The sequence below is a fragment of the Glaciecola petra genome (genome assembly GCF_031846345.1).
Lineage (GTDB): Bacteria > Pseudomonadota > Gammaproteobacteria > Enterobacterales > Alteromonadaceae > Glaciecola > Glaciecola petra.
Genome location: NZ_JAVRHX010000002.1, coordinates 648445 through 672729, shown reverse-complemented (window position 1 = coordinate 672729; position 24285 = coordinate 648445). Strand labels below are relative to the sequence as shown.

19 protein-coding genes and 1 pseudogene are annotated in these 24285 nt (G+C 39.6%); 13 read left to right on the top strand and 7 right to left on the bottom strand.

Going from position 1 to position 24285, the window contains the following annotated elements; translation table 11 throughout:
* Positions 1-241 (top strand): annotated as a pseudogene (locus tag RM552_RS10745) (EAL and HDOD domain-containing protein); the annotation flags it as partial.
* A gap of 7 nt (positions 242-248) precedes the next feature.
* On the opposite strand, the gene RM552_RS10740 reads toward RM552_RS10745, so the two are convergent.
* Positions 249-722 (bottom strand): Lrp/AsnC family transcriptional regulator, encoded by a 474-nt coding sequence (locus RM552_RS10740; RefSeq protein ID WP_311368832.1) that lies wholly within the window; start codon positions 720-722, stop codon positions 249-251.
* Between the two features lie 129 nt (positions 723-851).
* Here RM552_RS10740 and cysK point away from each other — a divergent pair, with 129 nt between their 5' ends.
* Positions 852-1862 carry a cysteine synthase A gene (gene cysK / locus RM552_RS10735; RefSeq protein ID WP_432277212.1) on the top strand — a complete coding sequence of 337 codons (1011 nt, stop codon included), beginning with the start codon at positions 852-854 and terminating at the stop codon, positions 1860-1862.
* Between the two features lie 9 nt (positions 1863-1871).
* Here cysK and RM552_RS10730 read toward each other — a convergent pair whose 3' ends face one another.
* On the bottom strand, positions 1872-4091 hold the full coding sequence (locus tag RM552_RS10730) for a glycoside hydrolase family 3 N-terminal domain-containing protein (protein WP_311368845.1): 2220 nt from the start codon (positions 4089-4091) through the stop codon (positions 1872-1874).
* 119 nt (positions 4092-4210) lie between these two features.
* Between RM552_RS10730 and RM552_RS10725 the strand changes: the two genes are divergently transcribed.
* Together RM552_RS10725 and RM552_RS10720 are read left to right on the top strand one after the other, a co-directional pair.
* Positions 4211-5911, top strand: coding sequence for a M1 family metallopeptidase (locus tag RM552_RS10725; RefSeq protein ID WP_311368830.1), 1701 nt, complete (start codon positions 4211-4213; stop codon positions 5909-5911).
* Between the two features lie 233 nt (positions 5912-6144).
* A complete protein-coding gene (locus tag RM552_RS10720; protein ID WP_311368829.1) occupies positions 6145-6654 on the top strand; it encodes a hypothetical protein in 510 nt (169 codons plus the stop codon).
* 78 nt (positions 6655-6732) lie between these two features.
* On the opposite strand, the gene RM552_RS10715 is transcribed toward RM552_RS10720, so the two are convergent.
* From RM552_RS10715 to RM552_RS10700, 4 genes are all read right to left on the bottom strand, one after another.
* Positions 6733-7272 carry a YkvA family protein gene (locus tag RM552_RS10715; RefSeq protein WP_311368828.1) on the bottom strand — a complete coding sequence of 180 codons (540 nt, stop codon included), beginning with the start codon at positions 7270-7272 and terminating at the stop codon, positions 6733-6735.
* A gap of 170 nt (positions 7273-7442) precedes the next feature.
* Positions 7443-8414 carry a DUF4034 domain-containing protein gene (locus tag RM552_RS10710; protein WP_311368827.1) on the bottom strand — a complete coding sequence of 324 codons (972 nt, stop codon included), beginning with the start codon at positions 8412-8414 and terminating at the stop codon, positions 7443-7445.
* 192 nt (positions 8415-8606) lie between these two features.
* A complete protein-coding gene (locus tag RM552_RS10705; RefSeq protein WP_311368826.1) occupies positions 8607-9296 on the bottom strand; it encodes a YceH family protein in 690 nt (229 codons plus the stop codon).
* 89 nt (positions 9297-9385) lie between these two features.
* Positions 9386-10723 carry a glycoside hydrolase family 2 TIM barrel-domain containing protein gene (locus RM552_RS10700; RefSeq protein WP_311368825.1) on the bottom strand — a complete coding sequence of 446 codons (1338 nt, stop codon included), beginning with the start codon at positions 10721-10723 and terminating at the stop codon, positions 9386-9388.
* A 219-nt stretch (positions 10724-10942) separates the two neighbouring features.
* Between RM552_RS10700 and RM552_RS10695 the strand changes: the two genes are divergently transcribed.
* The 3 genes from RM552_RS10695 to RM552_RS10685 are packed head-to-tail and all read left to right on the top strand — an operon-like array spanning position 10943 to position 14524.
* Entirely contained in the window at positions 10943-12082 is a 1140-nt protein-coding gene (locus RM552_RS10695) for a sensor histidine kinase (protein ID WP_311368824.1), read from the top strand.
* On the top strand, positions 12083-12925 hold the full coding sequence (locus RM552_RS10690) for a LytR/AlgR family response regulator transcription factor (RefSeq protein WP_311368823.1): 843 nt from the start codon (positions 12083-12085) through the stop codon (positions 12923-12925). It abuts the gene before it with no gap.
* Between the two features lie 33 nt (positions 12926-12958).
* Complete coding sequence (locus RM552_RS10685; protein WP_311368822.1) at positions 12959-14524, top strand: sugar porter family MFS transporter; 1566 nt, start codon at positions 12959-12961, stop codon at positions 14522-14524.
* 15 nt (positions 14525-14539) lie between these two features.
* Here RM552_RS10685 and RM552_RS10680 read toward each other — a convergent pair whose 3' ends face one another.
* On the bottom strand, positions 14540-15292 hold the full coding sequence (locus tag RM552_RS10680) for a sulfite exporter TauE/SafE family protein (protein WP_311368821.1): 753 nt from the start codon (positions 15290-15292) through the stop codon (positions 14540-14542).
* Between the two features lie 364 nt (positions 15293-15656).
* On the opposite strand from RM552_RS10680, the gene RM552_RS10675 reads away from it, so the two are divergent.
* The 6 genes from RM552_RS10675 to RM552_RS10650 all read left to right on the top strand — a co-directional run bounded on the left by RM552_RS10675 (position 15657) and on the right by RM552_RS10650 (position 24281).
* Positions 15657-17873 (top strand): fasciclin domain-containing protein, encoded by a 2217-nt coding sequence (locus RM552_RS10675; RefSeq protein WP_311368820.1) that lies wholly within the window; start codon positions 15657-15659, stop codon positions 17871-17873.
* A gap of 272 nt (positions 17874-18145) precedes the next feature.
* A complete protein-coding gene (locus RM552_RS10670) occupies positions 18146-18991 on the top strand; it encodes a substrate-binding periplasmic protein (RefSeq protein WP_311368819.1) in 846 nt (281 codons plus the stop codon).
* A gap of 105 nt (positions 18992-19096) precedes the next feature.
* Positions 19097-20359 (top strand): hypothetical protein, encoded by a 1263-nt coding sequence (locus tag RM552_RS10665; protein ID WP_311368818.1) that lies wholly within the window; start codon positions 19097-19099, stop codon positions 20357-20359.
* 38 nt (positions 20360-20397) lie between these two features.
* The gene (locus RM552_RS10660; protein WP_311368817.1) at positions 20398-20796 is read left to right on the top strand and encodes a type 2 periplasmic-binding domain-containing protein; all 399 of its coding nucleotides are present in this window, start codon (positions 20398-20400) and stop codon (positions 20794-20796) included.
* Positions 20789-22378, top strand: a complete 1590-nt coding sequence (locus tag RM552_RS10655) for a sensor domain-containing diguanylate cyclase (RefSeq protein ID WP_311368816.1) — start codon at positions 20789-20791, stop codon at positions 22376-22378. Before RM552_RS10660 ends, RM552_RS10655 begins: the two co-directional genes overlap by 8 nt.
* A complete protein-coding gene (locus tag RM552_RS10650) occupies positions 22371-24281 on the top strand; it encodes a putative bifunctional diguanylate cyclase/phosphodiesterase (protein WP_311368815.1) in 1911 nt (636 codons plus the stop codon). Before RM552_RS10655 ends, RM552_RS10650 begins: the two co-directional genes overlap by 8 nt.
* The last annotated feature ends 4 nt before the right edge of the window (positions 24282-24285 follow it).

The following is a 24285-nucleotide window of genomic DNA, read 5'->3' as shown; positions in this document are numbered from 1 at the left end:
CACCCCTATGCCTTCAATTGTTAGCAAATTGCCATTCAATGGCGATATTAAAGATGTCTTATGTAAAATGGAGAGCGAGAGTAACTTGGCGGTTCAATACAGACTCTGCATTGCCTTTGAAGTGGCTGATTGGCAAAGCATTGAGCGCTTAGCTAAAAAGTTATCCGTGCCAAGTATAGAGCTTTTTGAAATGCACTACGAAGCAATGGAATGGTCCAACAAAATGAAACAAAGCTTATAACTGCTTGTTATAAATGATCAAGTGGCATCGCAGTAGAGTACTTGATGTTTTCCATGGCAAAACTTGAGGTCACGTCAAGCAAATCGATTCCTCCTATAAAGCGCTTATAAAAATGGTCAAAGCTAGCCATGTCGGTTACTTGTACTTTTAGCAAATAATCGTAAGCCCCGCTCATTCGATAAAATTCAGTCACTTCAGAAAACGCACTTGTATGCTTAGCAAATTTTTCTAGCCATATTTTGTCATGCTTGGCGGCCTTTACTTGCACAAATACCGTCATGTATAGACCTAAATGCGATGGGTTAAGTAGTGTAACCTTTTTATCAATAGTGCCATTTTCTTCCATGATTTGAATACGGCGCCAACAAGGCGAAACACTTAAACCAACTTTATTGGCAATATCTGCAATTGACATTGTTGCGTCTTGTTGTAAAAAGTGCAAAATCTCTTTATCTCGCTTATCAATAGTAATTTCTTTCATTTTTTATTCTTAAATAAGTATTTATTTCTATAATATCATCATTAATTATAATTTTTAGCAACTTTTTACTAATAAGATCGCGTCATGATATAGGCATAGAATTTAGCCATAGCGAAAACCAATATGAATATGCGTATCAACAAACATGAATTAAGTCTCAAGCAAGAAAATCAAGTTATAGATTTCAAAAATGCAGGTATAAGAGGCAAGGTATACGATAACATTTTGCAAACTATAGGCAATACTCCTTTAGTAAAAATGAAGCGTATAGGTGAGCACTTAAAACTAAGTGCAAACGTATTAGCTAAAATTGAATATTTCAATCCTGCAGGTTCAATTAAAGACCGCCCGGCTATTGCAATGATAGACGCGTTAATGGCATCTGAAAATTTTTCAGATAAAACTGAAATTATAGATGCGACTTCTGGCAACAATGGTGTAGCTTGTGCTTGGATTTGTGCGTATTACGGCATAAGGTTAACCATTGTTATACCAGAACATATGTCGATAGAAAGACGTAAAATGATTCACCATTATGGCGCGAAGATAGTCACTACGCCAAAAGAGTTAGGCACTAAAGGGGCTATTGACCAAGCTAAGTTAATGGTTGCTCAAAATCCAAATGCGCTGATGCTAGACCAATTCGGCAACCAAGCAAACCCTGATCAACACGCCAGTACCACGGCGCAAGAAATTATCAGAGATACACAAGGCAAAATCGATATTTTTGTTGCTGGTGTGGGGACAGGTGGCACGCTCACAGGAGTAGGAAACGCCCTTAAAGCCTATAATCCAAATATAGAGGTAATAGCAGTTGAACCCGCAAGTTGCCCAGTGTTATCACAAGGTCGCAAGGGCACTCATGCAATACAAGGGCTCAGTTCTGGTCATGTACCGGATATTTTGGATACAAGTTTGATAGACGAAATCATAACCGTTGGCGACGGCGAGGCAATAGAATATGCGCGCTTATTGGCCCGCAAAGAATCGTTGGCCATAGGCATCAGTTGTGGTGCTGCTATGTATGCAAGCGCAAAGGTTGCGTATCGCTCAGAAAATACCAACAAAAATATAGTCACGATTTTTGCAGATACGGCTGAACGTTACTACAGCACACCTCTTTTTGAATACACCGGCTAGACAAAAGCGTTAAATGATCTCAAATTGAGCAAATAGTGAGGCGTTGGAATCGCCTCCTACCCACAAGTGAAAACGGCCTGATTCAATGACAAATTTATTGTCTCGGCCATAAAAACCTAAACTGCTAGCGCTAATCTCAAAATCGACATCGATATTACTTTCAGCTTTAATAAGGACTCGTTTGAAAGCTTTGAGCTCTTTTATTGGGCGCGTAATGCTGCCGTATAAATCTCGGATATACACCTGTACAACTTCTTCAGCCGTTGTATGGCTAACATTACTAACATTCACCGAGAGCTTAAGATTTTGCTTTGTGCTTATGCTAGGCGAATGGACGACCAAGTTCTGGTACACAAACCTAGCATAAGACAGACCATAGCCAAATGCATATAGAGGCGAGTAATGGGTATCAAGATGATTATTTGCCATCCCTAACGAAGTTTGCTTCGCTCTTATGGGGATGTCTTGTTGCGCCACAAAGTTATATTCATTGACAGGACGCCCAGAATTTCTTTGTGCATAATAAAGTGGTATTTGGCCAACCTTACGTGGGAAAGTGACCGGCAATTTGCCTGAAGGTACAGCGTCACCAAAAATTAGGTTGGCGATAGCTGATCCGCCCATTGTACCGGGGTGCCAAGCGTACAAAATAGCATCTACATCATCGACGACATTTTCTAAGGTCAATGGCCGACCAGCCATAATTACCATAACGCTCGGCTTATCCAGCGTCTTTATCGCTTTTACAAGCTCAACTTGTGCGCCTGGCAAATCAATATTGGCTCTACAATGTGCTTCGCCCGACAAAATAGACTCTTCGCCTAAAACCATGATAACAGCATCAGCATTTTCGACAGCTTTCAGCGCCTCGGCAAAGTGCTCTGTACTCATACTTCTTGATGTATTTAAGGCTTTAACAAAATTGACTTGAGTCGTTTCGGATACTTTTTCTTTGATCGCCCTCAAGCAAGTTACACTGTCATTTTCGTTCCCATCAAATATCCAAGTTCCCAGTTGTTCGTAAGGATCGTCTGCCAAAGGCCCAAGTACTGCAATATTTTTTAACCTATAGCGACTAAGAGGCAAAATTTGATGCTCATTTTTGAGTAACACGCAACTTTTAGTCGCTGCTAATAAGGCTTGGTCACGATTATATTGATTCACTAATTTTGGAAATTGATCAGGGTCGGTGTAAGCGTGGTCAAACAAACCAAGACGTAATTTAGTTCTTAGTACGTTGGAGACTAAAACATTAACTTGCTCAATAGAAATACGTTTTTCGTCTAAAAGTTCGGGAATATGATTGCGGTAGCATTGACTTACCATTTCAATATCGATACCTGCTTGCAGTGCTTGTATGCCTGATTCTTTGTCGTTCTCCGTTAAACCATGGACTGACAAATCAGATATAGAAGCCCAATCGCTGACCACAAGCCCACTAAATTGCCACTCTTGCCTCAACACATCTTGCATCAACCACTCATTGGCGCTTGCCGGTACGCCATTTAAATCACTAAATGATGACATAAAGCTAGCGACACCCGCTTTGACAGCAGCATGAAATGGCGGGAGCACCACATTTCTTAATTCGTTTTCGCTAATATTGGCGTAGCTATAATCACGCCCACTTTCGGTATATCCATAACCTGCAAAATGTTTAGCGCAGGAAGCGATGGCAGTATTGTTGTGTAAATCGTTTGTTTGAAAACCATTTATCATTGCGCTTCCCAATACTGAGCATAAAAATGGGTCTTCGCCTAAGCTTTCTGCTATGCGACCCCAACGAGGATCTCGAGTAATATCTATCATAGGTGCGAAAGTCCAGTTGATACCGCACTTTGCAGCTTCTGTAGCAGCCACCCTTGCACCCTGTTCAATAATATCTGGAGACCAAGTAGCGGCTTGCCCCAGAGGAATAGGAAAAATAGTTTTAAAACCATGAATAACGTCACGCCCAATTAACAAGGGAATACCCAAGCGTGATTCTTCCACCGCAATGCGTTGCATCTCGTTAATTGTTGAAACCGACGTTTCGTTAATGACTGAACTCAAATGCCCTAATTGCAAGGCTTGTCTTAACCCCTCTTCAATATGTGGTATTTCACCTGAAATTTGGTACAACTGACCAATTTTTTCCTCAAGGGTCATAACCGCCAATATTGCACGAGCATTTTCATCAACATGCCGATGGGCTGGCAATAGCAGCTTAGGTTTATCAAGGTTTGTCATCAATTTGTTTCCGCACTCAAACATCAAAATCACCTATATTGTGATTCTGCTGCATATTAATTATCGTAAATTTAAGATAAGGTTATACCACAATTACGTGCGTAACTAGGGGATAATAAATGAAGGTGTTTTTTATTGGAGTAATACTGACTGGTGTTTTGTTTTTAAACGCTTGTGTAAGTCAACCAGCACCTTTGCGCACCAAATATACTATGAAATCAGACGGTGCTGTTCCTGAATCGCAGAAAAACTTAATGATCACTAATGCTGAACTACATTTTACTGTATTTCCTAAGCAAAAGAGTATTTCTGGTAAGAGTATTTTAACATTAATATCGAGTAAGCAACGAAGCGAAATTGGGATTGACTTAGATAGCCTATTTAAGATTGATGCTATTAAAATTAATGATACCCCGCTGGATCAGAGTATGTATTCAAATCCGGAGGGCTTGTTAAAGATATCACTACCAACACCAATATCAGGAGAAGTAGTGCTAACGATTGAATATTCAGGTAAACCAAGAGTGGCAGTTAACGCGCCTTGGGATGGTGGGTTTGTTTGGTCAAAAACATCGCAAGGTAAAGACTGGATCGCGACCGCTGTTCAGGGAGAAGGTTGTGATTTATTTTGGCCTTGTATTGACTACCCAGTCGGTGAACCAAAAAATTTGAGTATGCACATTACTGTTCCAAAAGATTTATTCGCCGCCGCCAATGGTGTGCTAACCAATATCACCGACCAAGGACAAACTAAAACTTATCATTGGCAAGCTAATTCCGTACAAAATACCTATGGAGTCGCACTGAATATAGGACCGTATGAGATTATTGAAACGACTTATCAAAGTATATATGGCAATACAATTCCTGTTTATTTTTATCATTTACCAGAATCTAAAGAAAAAGCACAAGAACTGACAAAAGAACTTCTCGAAATAACCCACTTTTTCGAAAAATTTGTCGGTCCCTACCCTTTTGCTAAAGATAAAATCGGTGTGGTTGAGACACCTCATTTAGGGATGGAGCACCAAACTATTAATGCTTACGGCAACCATTACAAAAAGGATAAATATGGTTTTGATTGGTTGTTGCATCACGAATTTGCTCACGAGTGGTTTGCAAATCAATTAACTAATGAAAACGCAGACCATATGTGGTTACACGAGGGCTTCGGTGCTTATTTGCAACCTTTGTATGCTCAGTATTTGCACGGTGACTACGTATACATGGCGTATATGCATAGTAAACGTCTTGGGGTCAGAAATTCATTTCCTATCGTCGGCAATAAAACACTTTCGGTTGAAGAGGTATATCAAAAAGAAACGGGGCCTGGAGGCGATATCTATTCCAAAGCATCATGGGTCTTACATACTTTGCGTAACTTGATAGGTGACGAACACTTTTTTGCGGCAAGTACTGAGTTAGTTTATGGTAGGCCTGATCCGCAACCTGGTAATTTTTCGCCAGTTATCGCTAATACACAAGATTTTTTGAAGATTGTGAATAGGGTGACTGGTCAAGACTATACTTGGTTTTTTGACGTTTACTTATACCAAGCGAGTTTACCAAAAGTGGTGAAAGAGCAAAGTGAAGGTCGCGTGCTCTTGAGTTGGCAAATTGAAAATGATAAATACTTTCCTATGCCGCTGGATATCTCGTTAAACGGTAAAGTATTGACGCTCGACCTTTCAACCCAAGTCAATATTGAAGTGGGTCCTTTTGATAAACTAATAATAGATCCTTCAAGCAAAGTACTTAAAGAAGAGACTTACGTGAACGAATATCAAGAGTTTATGGAAGAGGCAAGAACACTCAAATAAGGTAATCATCAGACATTCTATGTTTATTACTATTTGAATGGTTTAGAGATGCACCTCTTTTCCTTAACTCCTGCACAAGTTCTCCATACTCTGAAGATAAAATAGTCCGCTTAACCATAAATATAAACCACTTTTTTGGGTAATTTACCAAAAAAATTAAGTTAGGTTTACTCCATTACAAAACCAATGCAACTTGGAAACATTGCTTGGACACATTACTTGGAAACAAAACTATGCATTACTTAAGCTGCCTTAAAATACTCATCATCACCCTAACTATAAGTGCCTGCGCTACAAAGCCGGAACATGAGCAAAGGGCAGAACCAACATTTATCACCGATATAAGATCAGATGGGTCAAAACGCTTTGTCTTCACCATCACAAATACCAGAGGAAGTGAAGGACGAGGTCAGCGTGGCAGGGGTAACGGCAATAATGAACGGGGAGGCCAAGGCCGTGGTTCTCGCGGGCAAGGCGGAGGTGAACAGGGTGGTCGAGGGCAAGGGAACCGTCAATCACGCCCTCAAGAATCTGAGCAAGGGCAAGGGATAAATCGCAGTAATGAAAGGGACGACAACACACGTGAAAAATTCATTGCCTTGCTAGAAGAAAAAATTACTAGCACAGAGTACTGTCGACACGGATATATCGAATTAGACTATTCCCAGTTAAGAGAAGCAACTGAATTAGTAGGAGAGTGTCAAGAAAGCGCCTCCGACGAGGATAAAAAGCGATGGAATTAGATACAAACCATAAAAAAACACCATAAACGCTAAGCGCTAATGGTGTTTTATTCATAAAATACTTTTTATTTAGTTTAATTATCTACCGCGAGAAAACAAACGTCTACGTGTGCCGCGACGTAAGCGAGATCGACACTCTGTGCGGCCAGCAGCCAACCAACTCTCACGATTAACGTTTGCATCTGAACCGCGTCTATTTTCTTCTGTTTTACGGAAACGACAGAAAGATGTATAGGCTTCAAGATCAAGTGACAAATCTTGGATGACAAGTTCAATCATGATAGCGTCGTCTAAATAACCCAAGCCAGGAATATTATCAGGGACTAAATCGTGTGGTTCACTAAAATAAGCTAATGAGGTTAAGATTTCGGTTTTTTCATCTTCTGGAATTTGCCATTCTTCATCTTGCAGCGCCTCTATTAGGCTTGCTAGTGAAACCAGTCTTGTCTTAACAAAATCTGGAACTGACGCACTTTCCATTTCTTCACATAGTGCTTGAGCTTTGCTTATGACTTCATCAGCAGGCAAAGCTTTAGCGTTTTCAATTGCCGTCTGCATTAATTCGCGGAAATGAGTTAAGTCACTTTCACTAAGTTCGAGACTAATTTGGATAGACATGGATGTTTCCTTTGTTTTTCTACTTAAGTTAAGACGTAAGTGTTATTTGTAATAGACTAAAGTTAAAGCATATACACTAATTTTGCTCTAGTAAAGTGCTAGAGCCTGTTTGATTATTGATTGCTTTTTATATTACAACATGCACCCAATAAATGACCGATAAAGAGACACTAATAATTTAGTCCTACCCTTTTAAGGGCATCTGACAATACTTCGGCCTCGCCTGCTGAGCCATAGCACCATGGTCGTGTAAAATAATGCCCATTAAGAAACAAGAGTGCATCCTTTAATAGGTCGTTTTGTCCGCTTACATAAAACGCAAAAGCAAATTGATTAGCAGCCGTCCTATAAAAGCCATTTTGCTTGGCGTTTTTTCTAAAAAGGCTATAGCTCGTGTGAAGTTCTTGTTGAATGAATTCATCTTCAAAATATTGCTTTTGTAGCTCGTATTCTTCGTCAAAAGCATAACCCAACCATCGCTCAATATGCGCCAGTGCAATTAAACCTTGCATACATGGTTCGGCGTTTTCTGAGCCACTATGATGTTTTGCAAAAGAAAACATTTCTTCGTAGCTACCACCCCACTTTTTGGTCAAAAAAGTAAGCACTAATACATACAGTGGGTAATGATGTTTAGTCGATGACGTAACTGCATTAATATAGCTTGTCATTCCATCACGTTTCTCATTGTCAATAGTTTGCACTTGTATCAGGGGAAAATATATTTGAGGGTCATAGGCATTAATTTCGATTGCTCTTAACAAAGCTTGAGTTGCCCTCTCAGAGATTATAAATATTTCTTCCCAAGTTTGGTCTTCGATATGACTCGCAATGCAATTACGCCTTAGGTGAAGAGCTTTACCCGTTAAATAAGCACCAAGCATTAAATGTGCTACATAGTTTTGCGGGAATAATTGTGGTAGTTGTTGAAATAGTGAACGGCCATCGTGCTCATACATACTCACTAATAAAAAATGACGGTCTGCCTCAGAACAACTTAAATATAATTCAAACAAGCTATGCCAGTTTTGTCTATTTATGAGTTCATCTAAGACTGATTTTTTAACAAATACATCGTATTCGCTTATATGTGGCATATGCACTGATGCGTCAAACAAGCGTTTTATAAGTTCCTTTATCACTTGAGTTACTTCTCCTTTGTAATGACTACCCAATCTAGTAAGTTAATATTTTGGACACAAGACTACGAACACAGTGCATGCGAATTACTGCACCCAGAGTTTGGAAAATAAACTATTATCGACTAGTTTGGGAAGGCTGAAATTAATACCTACGTCATACAAAAAATACATTTACTAAACGAAAGCATTGATTTATTTGAAGGGCTCTATAATTTCTTTTAATGCAGTAATCTCTTGCTTTAAGAATGAGACTTGATCTTCTAAAGCTAAAAGTCTTTTTGTTACTGCGTCATCGTCTGTGCAAACACTAACTTGGGTTATACTTGAGTCGGCTGAACCACTATTGTATTCGGAATTATCTGTTTGAATATTTTCGTCACCACAAAAAAGATGCGCAAAACGAGACTCTCTTTTTCCAGGTTCTCTAGCTAGTTTCACGACTATTGCTTCGCTATTAAAATCGAACAAAGAATGCAGCACTTGTTCAACTTCAGCCACATTCTCAAATTCAGCTTGCCTATTTGTGCGAGTTCTTAATTCGCCGGGAGTTTGCGGCCCCCTTAACAACAATACACACACTATTGCAGTTTGCTGTTGAGTAAATTTAAGGCTGCTAAACTCGGTATTGCAAAACCGGTGTTTATATTTGACTACCCTGCCACTGCTATTATCTTCAAATGTCAGGTTTTTTTCTCTTAATTCATTTAATACGTCTTGTACTTCGTTTTCACTAAGTTGCATAAACGGATAGCGATTACTCTTTTGATTGCACCCTAGCATTAGCGCATTCAAAGAAAGTGGATACTGATCTGGCGTGGTCACCTCTTTTTCCATCAAGACACCGATAACTCTTGCTTGGAGTGGAGTAAGTTGAACTAACATTATGTGTCCTTTAGTAACGCTTAGTGTCTAAAGTGTACTCATTGACAGTAATCAAGCAAGCCAGATTAATTAAACTACTAAAAAACTGATTAGTTTAGCTGACTATCGACAAAAAATGGGAAGTTAGCATGCGCTGCATTGCCATTTCCATCGTATATGTACGCAAACAATCGATATGGACCCGATTCCTGTGGTGCTTTTATTGTCGCTTGGCTGCCTTTTGCATCGTAAACCAATCCACTAAGTAAGCTTGGCAAATACTCTTCATCGCCGCCAACTGCATCAGAGGTCGTTTCTTTTCGTATTTCCCACATCACCTCATAACTATCATTATCGGGGTCGTCAACGTAAAGCTTTGCGGCGAGCTTTTGGCCAGGCTTAACCATTACATCATCAAATGCAGTTTTTTCATCTAAGGTAATTGGAGATACTTTTGGAGATTGGTTTTCCGGCCACTCACCCTTCCAAATATGATGCATAATATCAACAGGCTCTGTAATTTCTCCAGAATGTAAAAACATCCCATACCAAGTAGGTGTTTTTTCTTGCTTTTGTCCCCACAAAAATACGTAATTACCAATAGCTTGTTTGGCATATGGCGCTAAAACTTCTGAATAGCTCCGATAATAATTATTGGCTTTTTCAGAACTGGTATTTTCAACAGGTGCTCCCCAAGGCGTCTTATAAACCTCCCAGTGACCTACTGCGCCCCATTCAGTAACAAAATAGGGTTGGTCAAAGCCCGATTCTTTGATGTATTTGGGTAAATTCATCAGGTCTGCATATATTTGGAAACTAATAAAATCAAGTACTGGTGCTCTTTCTTTTATGTCTTTTAGCGCCTTTTTGTCAAAGCCAGCAAGTGCGGTAGTCGTAGGGTGGTTGGGATCAAGTTCTTTGATCATTTTGGCGACATCGTTTACTGCATCAAACACTTTGGGGTTTTCATATGCAAAATTCACTTCGTTGCCAATGATCCATGTCAAAAGTGCGGGGTGGTCTTTATACTTCATTACACGTTGTCGAGATGCTTCTAGTTGCTTTGCCACCGCTACAGGATCGTTATAATCGAAACCTTGCCTCTCTTTTGCAAACTCCAAACACAATGACACGGTTAGGCCCAAGGCATGTGCTTTGTCGAGAAGCTGTTTAGCGGGCATAGCATTGTCATCTACTGACCAAGTTCTAATCGAATTAGCACCAAAATCCACAACACGCTGCAACTTGTCGTCTACCAGGCCAACTCCTTTTACGAGGTAAGGCTCCCCGCCTCGCATTAGGACAAACCCTTCATCCTTCTCTACAATTTCAACTTTTATGGCTTCAGCAAGGGCTATGTTTATGCATGTTAAAGTGCTTAAAATAAGCGCAAGGAATGAGCGTAAGTTAAAACTCATTTGACCATATGAATGAAAATGTCTTAGCACAGAAAATACCCTTTCTTGTTGAACTTAACCCTACAAGATGTAAATTGAATGTTACGTAAACTTATGGGACGATTGCAAAGCAGATCGCCCCGACTCTCAAGTGTATTTCGACAAAAAGGACTTGTCGTCAGTTGAAATGGATTTCATAACTAGCTTACCCTTATGGGGATGTGTAAACTAAATGTTGCAAAATTGCGCACAATTGACCAGGGAATACCATTGACAACCAATATTTTCTCGTATGTTCAAACTTCCATCGAAAAAAACCCGCGGTATCGTTTTTGGTTTTGGCAGATTGGATTTTGGCTGTTTATGTGCGTGGTTGGTTTTTTCACTGTTACGCTCTGGTACGGTAACGTCAACTCAAACAATTTTATCCATAGCTTTATGCAAGCTATTATTGGCATAACCTGTTCTTTATTTTTACACCAGTCCTTCAACTTTTTAAGCCGCTTCCCTTTATCTTATCGCACCGCAGCAGGCCTTACATTAGTGCTTGGCATCGCTTTCATTTGGACATTACTACACATGCAAATGTATGTGCAACTGACCGGTTTTGAGGATGTTTGGTTAGAATTTGGTGGTTGGTATTTTAGTGGTATTTTTATTTTTTTATGCTGGACCGGCCTGTTTCATGGCATACGTTATTACGAATTACTCCAGCACGAACATCAAGTCATGTTACAAGCTGAAGCAACGACAAGAGAAGAACACCTAAAACGCGTTCATGCACAAAGTGACGCGCGCGACGCAAAACTTAAAATGCTTCGTTATCAGCTAAACCCGCACTTTCTATGTAACACCCTCAACGCGATAAATTCTCTTATCGAAATTGGCGAATCAAGCAAAGCACAAGAAATGTCGGTACAATTGAGTGAGTTTTTGCGCTATTCACTCGATACTGACCCAAGCACTAAAACCTCATTGAGTGAAGAGATTGATGCGCTTAACCTATATTTAGAAATTGAAAAAACGCGTTTTGATGAACGCTTACAAGTGGATATAGACATTCAACCTCAAGCTGAGAAAGCTGTAGTGCCCTCATTACTGCTGCAACCGATAATTGAAAATTCGATGAAACATGCCATTGCAAAAAGTGAAACGGGCGGATGGATAAAAATTGAAGCGAAGGTTAATGCCGAGAAAAAGTTAATAATGACGATAAGTGATTCTGGTTCAGGAAAGGAAATTCCCGAAATTGATTTTTTAAAAGCCGAAAAAGGCGTTGGTATTACAAACATATATCAACGCTTGAAAGCACTTTACAGGGATCAATTTGAAATAGAATCACATATGCCAAATAATGGGGGATTGATCACGATTATCTCTATCCCATATGAAGAAGCGGTTGAACCTTAAATGAAAAACTCAATCCGCACCATTCTAGTTGATGATGAGCCACTTGCTTTGAAGCTAATGGCTGCAAAACTTAAAAAACACTCTCAAATAAAAATAATAAGCCAATGTCGTAATGGAAGAGAAGCGATAAAAGCGATTAATGAGCTTGAGCCTGATCTTATTTTTTTAGATATACAAATGCCAGGTATTAGCGGTTTAGAAGTAATAAAATCCGTTCAAGGCGAAATGATGCCATTAGTTGTTTTTGCAACCGCCTATGAACAATACGCACTTGAAGCGTTTGACGCCAATGCTGTTGACTACGTGTTGAAACCCATCGACGATGACAGAGTCGCTCGGGCAATAGTGCGAACAGAAGAACGCTTACTTATTAGAGATAGGCACCTTAAAGACAAAGGCGAAATCCTAAATGCAATAAATAAAATGAATGAAGAAGCATTTTCTTCAAAAACTGCAAATAGCGATTCTGTGCAACCGCAAGCTGTGTCTCAAGTTGAGCAAGATGCTCGCATACACGCCAAAATCATTGTAAAAGACCGCGACGAAATTAATATCTTAGAGCAATCTGAAATTGCTTGGATTGATGCTGCTGGCGATTACATTTGTTTGCATGTTAAAGGTCAAACTTTTATTAAGCGTGGCACCTTGAAAGAGCTGCTTAGTGAGTTAGACGAAAACATGTTCAAACGCGTTCATCGCTCTACCATTGTTAACTTAAACTATATTAAAAAAGTATTGCCTCACACCAAAGGCGAGTTCTTTCTGTTACTTGGTGAGCACGACAAAATAAAAGTAAGTCGCAACTATAAAGAAGTCATCAAAGATTTTTTAAGCCAAAAATAAATCTATATAACAATAATAAAGGGAAATAGCGGTATGAAAATCAACCCCATCGTTCTATACACAATTATGGTGTCGCTAGGCGGCTTTATATTTGGTTTTGATGCCTCGGTCATATCCGGCACAATTGGGCAAATTAGTACCGAGTTTGGATTATCGTCAGTAGAACAAGGCCTCATCGTTGGCGCGCCAACGCTAGGGGGTATTCTAGCCACCCTGATGGCAGGCTATATTTCAGATACTTTTGGACGACGCCAAACCTTAATTGGTATTGCGGTATTGTATTTGGTAAGTGCTTTGTTTTCAGCTATGGCTCCTACTCATGATGCGCTTTTTATAGCTCGTTTTATTGGTGGCCTAGCTTTCTGCTCATTAATGATTGCGCCTATTTACATTGCTGAAATTAGTCCGCCTGAAAACCGCGGTAAAATGGTATCTGTTAACCAATTAAACATTGTTGTAGGTATTTCTGCTGCTTACTTTTCTAATTACTTTATTTTGCAATGGAGTCAAAGCGGAAGTGACTTAGCGCAAAGTCTAGGCGTTGCCGATAATACATGGCGCTGGATGTTAGGCATGGAGATAGTTCCGGCAATTGTTTGGTTAGTCGCTTTGTTTTTTATTCCCAAAAGCCCGAGATGGCTTTTAGTTACACAGCAACAATCTGCCGCTGAAAGCTCTTTAAAACGCTTGTACCCAAAAGCTAGTGGTGAGCAGCTCGCTAACATTATGTCCGAAATAAAATCTACAACAGGAGAAAAGGTTTTACCATTGTTAGAGCGTTTGTCTGAGATTTTTGGACCAAAGATGCGTTTGGCCCTCATCATCGGTCTAGTAGTAGGCATTTCGCAACAAGCAACTGGCATTAATGCTATTTTCTTTTACGCTCCCAGTATTTTCGAACAAAGTGGCGTGGGCACCAACGCCGCTTTTATGCAAGCGATATGGGTTGGTTTAATTAATATTGTATTTACACTAATCGCCATGGCTGTTATCGATAAACTTGGTCGAAAACCCTTATTATTGCTGGGGCTAAGTGGCGTCATTATCAGTATGTCGATATGCACAATTGGTTACAGCATGGCTACGTATCAACTTTTAGCTGACGACCTTTCTGTTTTGGCAGGTTTGCTTGGAAACGATTCACTCAACGTTATTGCCGGTGAAGTATTTACAAGTGACGTCGACTTTAAAAATGCGGTTATCGCAATCATTGGCGAACAGAGTTTTCAACAACATCAGGGTGCTGTTATACAAGCCGCCGCAAATTTAAACGCTACATTAATTTTAATTGGTATTCTTGGTTTTGTAGCCTCGTTTGCGGTTTCGTTGGGACCTGTAATGTGGGTGTTGTTTTCTGAAATTTTCCCTAATCATTTACGTGGACTCGCTATCTCAGCAGTAGGAATTGTTAATAGCTTCGTGAGCTATTTAGTGCAACAAGCCTTTCCTTGGGAACTCGAAAACCTAGGGGCCGCAACCACATTTGCGATATACGGTGCATTTGCGCTCGTTGGATTGATACTTGTCATGAAGATAGTACCTGAAACTAGAGGTAAGAGCTTAGAAGAGCTTGAAGCAACTTTGTCAGGGAAAGCCTAATACGCCATGACATTATTAAAATAGCATGTACAGCGCAGCAAGGGCTGTCATCGCTATTACAAACCAACGATAGTGTTTGTCAGATATTCTTTTCACTAACACTATCCCACAAAAGGCACCAATCGCAATAAACGGAAGCGACGTTAGGTTTAACAAAAATGAATTGAGCGTTATGGTTTCCCAACTATATACGTGAAAGGGCACTTTAAAAACATTAATAACTAAAAAAAACCACGCTGCGGTGCCAATAAATTCATTTTTCGGCAGGCGCATGCTTAATAAGTACAAAGCCATAATAGTGCCAGCTAAATTCCCGATCATGGTAGTAATACCACCTAAAGTACCCATTAAAATGGCAAACCACCAATAGTCTGGTATCACTTCTTTATTGGCAGTCTCCATCCAAATCATAATCGCCAAACTAATAAAAATAACAACGCTCATAATAAGCATAAAAGTTCGATCATCGATTTCGTTACCAACAAACGTGGCGATTATCACGCCCAATGCTGCTGAAGGGAAAAGCTTTATCAAGTAACCCCAATTTGCGTGTCGATGATAGTACTTAACTGCAAACAGGTCGGCCATGATAAGGATGGGTAACATTAATCCAGAAGAAGCTTTACCCCCAAAAATTAGCGCCATCAAAGGCACTGTCAACATGGCAACCCCTGCCACGCCGGTTTTTGCCATACCCACCATAAAAGCAGCTAAAAACAGCAAACTTAAGGTTTGATAACTAAGCGAGTAAGAAAAAAGTTCTATCAATTTATTTCCAAACAATCAGCAGCATTAAAGTAAAGAGTCTAACACATCCATTACACTGCCTTTAGTTCGGTGCATTGTATAGAGAAACAATTCGCTTAATTGGAAAGAACACCTTCGCTTTTTTCCAAAAGAGCTTATTGCAAGTGATTGCTTGACAATTTCATTTGCTACAAGTGTACATTTTATAAAAAAGTTAAAAAATTGTAATAATCCCTAATTACTTTATTTTTAAAGGGCTTTGGACTAGCTATCGCTACCTAAATTTTTTTTAATATTTGTTAGCTGATCTCGCGGAAAAAACAGGGCGTAAATCGATTGGTAAGAATTATTCTAATATTTTATTACCATTTCGGAGTTACATCACATGAAATTTAGCATGAAAATAATAGCAATAGCGTTTTCATTGATTGTCCTGCAGGGTTGCGGCAGTGATAACGATGATGAAGTAGAAGTACAAGAACCACCTGTCACTGAAAGCAACGACACAATTGTTGGGATTGCACAGAGCAATGCCGGCTTTAGCACCTTAGTTGCTGTGCTTGAAGCCACCGGCCTAGATGTTACCTTGTCAGATACTTCACAAACTTTTACAGTATTTGCTCCCACCGATGAGGCTTTTGCAGCTTTGGGTGGAAATACATTAACGGCTTTATTAAACGACACAGATACCCTTTCTAGTATTTTAACTTACCATGTCTTGCCCGGAGCAGTTGATGCCGATGCAGCAATCGCTGCTGCTGGCTCAGCTGTAACGACAGTAAATGGCGCAGATATCGCTATTTCCTTAGTAGGCGATTCTTTGCTAATAAATGGAGTTTCAGTAACCTTTACTAACATCCAAGCTAGCAACGGTATTATTCATGCTATTGATGCAGTGCTAACTGTGCCAGCCGAGCGTGGTGATCCAACTGCCAACATTGTTGAAACGGCTGTTGCTGCAGGCAACTTCACGACGCTGGCGAGCTTACTGACCTCAGCGGGCCTAGTTGATACTTTGTCTAACCCTGATGCTGAGTTTACCGTCTTCGCACCAACCGACGCTGCTTTTGAAATGCTCGGAGATGATGTGTTAACTTCTTTAGGCGAAAATCCTGAAGTGCTTGAAGCTATTTTACTACAGCACGTTGTCCCAGATGCTACTATAGATTCGATTACAGCATATACACTCGCAGGTATGAACGCGGCTACTGCATCGGGCGCTGAAATCCCAGTAGGCATCAATACAAATAACGATCGAATTACATTTGGAGGCGCCAACGTAACTACGCCAGATGTGTATGCGTCTAATGGTGTGATACATGTAATCGACATGGTAGTAGTAGCAGACGTGGATGTGCCCCCTGCAGGTGAAAATATTGTTGAAGTTGCTTCTCAAAACGATAGCTTTACAACCTTAGTAGCGGCTTTACAAGCTACCGGGTTAGATGAGACGCTTGCCGATGAAAGTGGCACACAATTTACTGTTTTCGCACCAAGCGATGCAGCATTTGCACTACTTGGCCAAGACACTATCGATGCCTTACTAAATGATACAGACACACTAAGTGATATACTGCTATATCACGTGGTATCAGGGTCTGCAGTATTGCAGGATGCGGCGGTTACTTTAGCACAGTCAGACGATAATCTTGTCGAAATGGCTAATATGCAAGACGCTGCTTTAAGCTTCACTGATTCGACACTTTTTGTAAACGCATCTGCGGTATCCTCAACAGATGTAGTTGCTAACAACGGTGTAATACACGTGATCGATCAGGTTATTTTGCCGCCTAGCATGCGCGGTGAACCGACACTAAATATTGCAGAAACAGCATTAGCCGATGATAATTTCTCAACTCTAGTTGCAGCCCTGCAAGCTGCCGATTTGGTCGATACTCTAGCCAACGAAGAGGCTACCTTTACTGTTTTTGCTCCAACTAACGCTGCTTTTGATAAAATCGAAGACACTGCGTTAGATGGCTTACTATTGGATACCGACGCTTTGTCGACTGTGTTATTGCAACACGTCGTTGCTGGCGAAGTTACCGCAGTTCAAGCATACGCCGCGAATGGCGGTAGCGTTGACACTGTTGCAGAGAACGATGTAACAGTGAACTTAGTCAATTTTACTAAATCTGTTAACGATGAAAATGCAGAAGTCGCTTATGATGCAGAAAACGAAATGTTAGTAGGTGGCATGGGTTCTTCAAATCCTGGCTTTACTGTTTATGTTTTCAATAATGACTTAGGTTCAGCTGGCTCCAACTGTAACGACGGATGTGCAGCTAATTGGCCTCCTGTTCTGGTTACAGATGATATGGTGAGTGGCGTGCCAGGATTGAGCACAATTGAGCGTGGCGACGGCGCAATGCAAGCAGCATATCAAGGTCGTCCTTTATATTTCTTTGCTAACGACACAGCCATTGGCGATGCAAATGGTGACGGCGTTGGAGATGTATGGTTTAAAGTGAACCAAGCTCAAGTTTCGTTACAAATCCAAGGCTCTAATGTGACAACTACAGACATTTACACAACGAATGGTGTAATACATGTTATTGATACTGTGATTACCGAAACACTAGAAGCAGCAACTTTGCAGTAATCGTGCATTAAAAAAGAATAACGCCACTGCATACGTGGCGTTTTTTTTAACTTCTTTTTTATAGCTTGCGGATATAGGCACTATCTACGTATGCATCGATTTTACCTGCTTATTCTTCGTATTAGAAAAATAGCCTAAACACTATTAAACTAAAAAAACATAGAAATATAAATTGAAAATTGGTCTATTGCCGATACAATTATATTATCGAATGTTTTATTTCAACCTTTCAAAATACTGAGTTTATGGCCAAATATAGTTGTTTTTATTTTATGAAATTGACAAAAAACATTCCTATTTTTGTTTCGAGTGCCTGCATACTATGGTTGAGCAATATTGCTTTTGTTAACGCTCAAGAACCTGCCCATGCATTGACTATTCATACTGAACATTTTCCACCCTATAATTATGCCAGACAAGAGAATATTACCGGAATTAATGTCGAAATAGTTAAAGCGCTTTGCGAACACGCTGGTGTTGATTGTAATTTTGCCTTATTTCCTTGGAATAGAGCCATGCGTATGACTAAAAATACTGCTAGCACGGGTCTTGTTTCAACTGCACGCAAAGAAGAGCGCGAAGACGAGTTTTTGTGGGTCGGCCCGCTAGTCTCTGGCATTAATTGTGTATACAAATTGACCTCAAGAGATGACATTTCGATCAACACTAATACAGACTTATCAAACTACATTTTAGGTACGTCAAGCGATGCCTCTTATATTGATTTATTGTCACAGCTTGGTTTTGATGAAAATAAAAACCTTATACTCTATCGCGGTAAATACGGGGCTCTAAAACCATTTGTTGTAGGTAGAATTGATCTCATTATTGGCTCTGCTACCAGCATCGCTAGTCAACTGGAGCATGTCGATTTGAGTGTTGGTTTTGTGCAACCTGTAGCACGTATATCGTCAGAAAACTTAAGCGGAAATTACTTAGCATTGAATAAAACAACGCCTTCTGCTGTGGTCGATAAACTTAAGGCTGCTTATGTTTATTTAAATGAATCTGGTTCCATAGACAAAATCAGAGATAGCTTTAAAAAAGATAGTGACTTAACGCGCCCAACAAGTGTCGACCAAGAACTTTGGAATATCTGCATGAGTGAATACGAGTAGGGTCTGCTAATCATTGTCAGTAAATGAGCTAATGTAAGGCATTACCTCGTCGATAACCTATAGTGAAAATATACGTTAATATTTCATTTATAGGTTTCGGTTTGCATGACTAAATATGTCATTTTTCTATTATTGATATCCAACATCACTTTTGCTAAACCTGATATTCAAGTATCAGGATTTGGTACACTCGGCTTAACATTAAATGATTCAGAAGAATTTGGCTATCGAGCGGATTTCTCTAAAACTAGTGCCGTTTTTAAAGGTGATTTTGATTTTGCTGAGTCAACTAAGCTTGGCATCCAGTTTGACTTTATCTTCAATCCTGAAATTGATGTGGTGGTACAAGCAGTATATCGTGATCAAGATGACCTGAGTTTTGACAATGCTGTCAACCTGTTTTTTGCCAGATATTCACCAAGTGCATCTTGGTCCTTTCGGGTAGGTCGTACAGCTTTTGATTTATTTTTATTGACCGAATATCGAGATATTGATTATGCATATCAATGGGCTCATGTACCGGCTGAAGTTTATGGAGTGCTCCCTCATCGTTTTCTTGACGGAGTTGATGTAACCTATAGCCGCCCTTTTGGTGAGCAGACATTTTCGGCAAAAGTGTTTCATGGACAAACCAAGTCCACTGTAAATGCTTTTAGTAACACAGAAAGTGTTTCGGCTGATTTCGATAATGTTTTTGGTATTGCTCTTGATCTGCAGTCATTAGACTGGGATTTAGCGCTGAACCACACCATCATGAAAATTGATTCACCCGATGTGGCACCACTGGTCGAGGCAATAACTGCCTTTGATATGTTTGTGCCGAATTTCAATTTTATTTGGCCCAATGCAGTCTCGCTTATTAATGAAGTTGACTTAAATAATAAATGGGCATCGTATATCTCAGTTAGCGGTAAATATCGCCTTGATTCTCTTACCTTGATGTCTGAAATTACCACAAGCAGTTCTGACACTTTATCTATTAAAAAAGTCACCACAGGGTACGTTAGTACAATATTTCACCGTGGACAACATAACTACTTTGCATCAATTGCGATGAGTCGTTCAGATAACTTTGATGAAAGTGATATTGGTGCAAACCAAATAGCCTTAGCGCAAATTCCAGGCGGCATGGAAATTTATGAAGCGACGCGTTTGGTTCTTAACTACTACAAGAGTAACCAACAAACATTCTCGCTTGGTTGGCGTTGGGATTTTGCAGAAAACATCTCATTTACTTTGCAAGTCGACCACACCCAAATTACTAGCGCTGGGAGCACCTTTTGGCAACCGCCAACGCCGAATAGTCCTGCTGACCTTCGCACTGGTAACATCAATACTTTGTTTGCAAGTGTGAGTTTCTTGTACTAATGGCGGGTTTAAATAAGTCAATTGGGCTAATGCTTATAATGCTACTGACGCTATCTTTCTCTGTAAAAGGCGAAGATCTTGTATTAGTCGTAAATAAGAATAATCCAACCAGCATATTGAAGAAAACTCAGGTTATTGATCTTTATATGGGTAAATTTGTTGCTTTCCCTGATGGTTCTAAAGCAATCCCTATTGACCTAGCAGACGGTAGCGAAACAAAAGCCACTTTTTATAAACTTTTAGTCGGTATGCCATTGGCAAGAGTGAATGCTTATTGGTCAAGGGTGAAATTCTCGGGTCGTGCTCGACCACCGCTAGAGACCGACAGCCAGGACGAAACGATTAAGTTTATACAAGAAAACGAGTTTGCTATCGCATATATACACGAGAGCAATGTCACGGATGATCTAAAAGTGGTGTATCGTTTCGATGAATAAAAGCGGGCTGTTATTAAGACTAGCTATAGTGATCGGATTTTCATCGCTCGCTATAGGCTTTTTATCGACCCAAATTTTTTATCAACTGACCTTTAATCATGAAGTAAAAATTGCCCAGCAGAGCATCACTAATTTATATAAAACTATTGAGGCAACTGCAGGTACTGCGGCTTATTTAGCCGAAAAAGACCTAGCTCAAGAAGTAGTCGACGGTCTTGCAACCAATGTTGTTGTGCTAAATGCAAAGATGAACTTTGAAGGCGAGGAAGTTACCAGCAATAACGAGCCATTTAACGAGCCCCGAATATTTCCAATTTCCTCACTTTTTGAAGCAGATAAATCCATTGGTTTAGTCACAATAGCGCCGAACCTAAGCTATATTGAAAACCGAGCAAAAAAGCTCGCAATGGAAAATTCTATTGCAATGATTATACAAGCTCTAGTCGTTACCGTTGTTGCGATTGTAGTTGCATTTTTGTTGATCACTCAGCCAATTATCAAAATTGCTAAAGCGCTTCACAACACCATACCCGGTGACGGTGAAAGATTGGCTTTTCCTTATTTTCATAAAAAGAGTGAACTTGGCGAATTAGTGCAAGATGTTAATGTATTACTAGAAAAAACAGATAATCAGTTCAAACGAGAAAGAAAATTAAGGCAAGAGATTGAAGGCCTGGAAAAGCGATTTAGAATGCTTTTCGAAAACTCTGTTTCACCGATTATCTTGATGGAGCCTCGTGGTGACATCTTACTTTTTAACACTGCATTTGAGCATACTATTGATAAACTAGGTTTACAGCTCAAGAAAAGCTATGGTCCTTTATTAGAAAATATTTTCTGTGAACCAAAAGCCTTGATGAATGCTGTTGAAGAATCGTTTGCATACGACGAAATTGCAATAGGTGAATACCGCTTGTTAAACGAAAAAAGTACCGAGGCTTTTTGGGTACAAGTTGTCGTAACTAATATTGTCAATGAAGAATTGCGTGAATATCATCAAATCACATTGCACGATATCTCTAAGCGTAAAAAAGAATTAGAAACATTAGCTCATCAGGCCGATTTCGACAAATTAACCCAATTACTTAATAGACAAGGCCTAGAAAAACGAATCGCTCATTTACTCAAAGAAGAACAAGCATTTTGTTTAGCATTAATTGACTTAAATTGGTTTAAACAAGTAAATGATGTGTATGGACATGACTCTGGCGATGAAATCCTTGTATTTGTCGCTGACAAAATTAAAAAAACACTCAGCCCAGACGATTTTGGCGGCAGATGGGGAGGAGATGAATTTGTATTACTATTAACAGATGCCAACGTAGCTGAAGCAAAATCTCTTATTATTCGACTACTAACAAGAATATCAAAACCCTATTTTTTAAGAAACTTTAATGAAAACGTCACTATTGGAAGCTCAGTAGGTGCGGCGTTTTATCCTGATGATGGTCAAGATTTACAAAGGATTATAAATTTAGCTGACAAGGCAATGTACGATGTTAAAGAAGTCAAAAATCATAACCCTGAAGAATCAGTAAAATTCGCGGGTGAATTAACCGAGAACAATTCGATTCATGATTAACAAGGACCAATCAATTTGGGGCTCTATGGGCACCACTATATTGACGCTGAACGATTTATCTTCTCGTGTTAAGCAGGTTTCCTCTATCGTTTATTTGTTCATATTATTGTTTATTGCTTTGGCTAGTAATGCCTGGATACAAAATGATACTAAATGGATGATTGAAGGTATTGCTGCCGCAATATTGTTAGCTAGCTTTTTAAGTTTTCTTTCCAACGACACCTACAACATTGTTGCAGGAATGACACTATGGACAGTAGTCATATTCACTTCATCGAGAGCATTCTATGGCGATGGTTTATATGATACGGTCTTGCTGTTTTATCCCTGTGTTTTAATATTTGCTGCCTTTTTCGGTGGCCGGGCCATGATCGTTCCCTTGTCATGCTATATGGTGACAAGCTTTTATTTTTTTGCTTATGCCCTATCCAAAAATATTATTGAGCCTACGATTATTGCCAATAATTCAAGTTGGGCAAAAGCCACTGAAATGTCTATTTTGCTCGCAGTTTACGGTGTTGGGATAGTTTTAATTACGGGCTATTTTAAAAGTCTTATGAGAAAACTGTCAGAGTCTAAAAAGAATTATGAATTAGTTAAGCAAAAAGCAGAGAGACTTATACTTTTTGACGACGTAACCGGTCTTGGCAACGCCGAAAAATGCAAAATTGACTTAAAAAAAACACTGATTGAACAACGTAGAGATACCTCTATCATTGGGTTTGTTACTCTACATGTAAATAATATTAGTTGGATTAACTCTTCATTTGGTCACAGTTTTGGTGAACAAGTACTCATATCCTTAGCCGAACGATTCAAAAGCCTGCAAGATGATTTCACTTCAGTCTATAGAACCTCAGGCATAGAGTTTACCTTTGTTACCCATGCAGACGACTATACTAAGTTGCAGGATTTTTGCCATCAAGCTATCCGTTTAGCCATCGCTCCGGTTTCAATTTCTGAGTACGATTTAGAATCCAATTGTTCACTCGGTGTAGCGGTAGCCCCATTTGACGGAAAAACATATGAAGCGCTAAATCGTAAATCAAGTTTTGCCGTTTATAAAGCTCGGCGCGATGAGCAAAACAATTGTTATTTTTATGAAAGTGAGATGGAAGCATCTATTACTCGCCGAATTAATATGAATTCCGATTTAAGAACAGCGATAAACGAATCACAATTTGAGCTGTATTTTCAACCAATCGTAGAATTGAGTAATAATCGGATTGTCGGCGCAGAAGCCCTCATCAGATGGAAAAAAGACAATACACTAATACCTCCATATGAGTTTATCCCAGTGGCTGAAGAGTCTGGACTAATTGTCGAAATAGGTCGTTGGGTCCTAGAGAAAGCTTGTACAGAGTGCGCAAAATGGCAAGCACTTGGTCTGCAAGGTATTAGCGTTGCTGTGAATCTGTCACCGGTTCAATTTAAACGAGGTAACTTACCCAACCATGTGTTTAGGGCTTTGCAGAAAAATCATTTAGACCCAAGTTTGTTAGAATTAGAAATCACTGAATCACTTTTTATTGATGATACTGAAACTATTGAAAAACAAATTCATATTATGGTACAAAAAGGCGTGTATTTTGCTATTGACGATTTTGGCACTGGTTACTCAAATCTAAACTATCTATCTAAATTCAACGCGTCTACCCTAAAGATTGATATGTCGTTTGTCAGGCATATGAAAACTACCCCACAACTTGAACATATTGTGAATGCGATTATCAAGATGAGTCACGCAATGGATTTAGAGAATGTGGCTGAAGGCGTAGAAGATGCCGAAACAGCAGCAGCACTTAAAGAAAAAGGCTGCGCTTATGGGCAGGGTTATTATTGGTCAAAACCTTTACCTGCAGACGATTTTGTAGCCTTTGTGCAAGCGCATAACAAAATATAAAGTG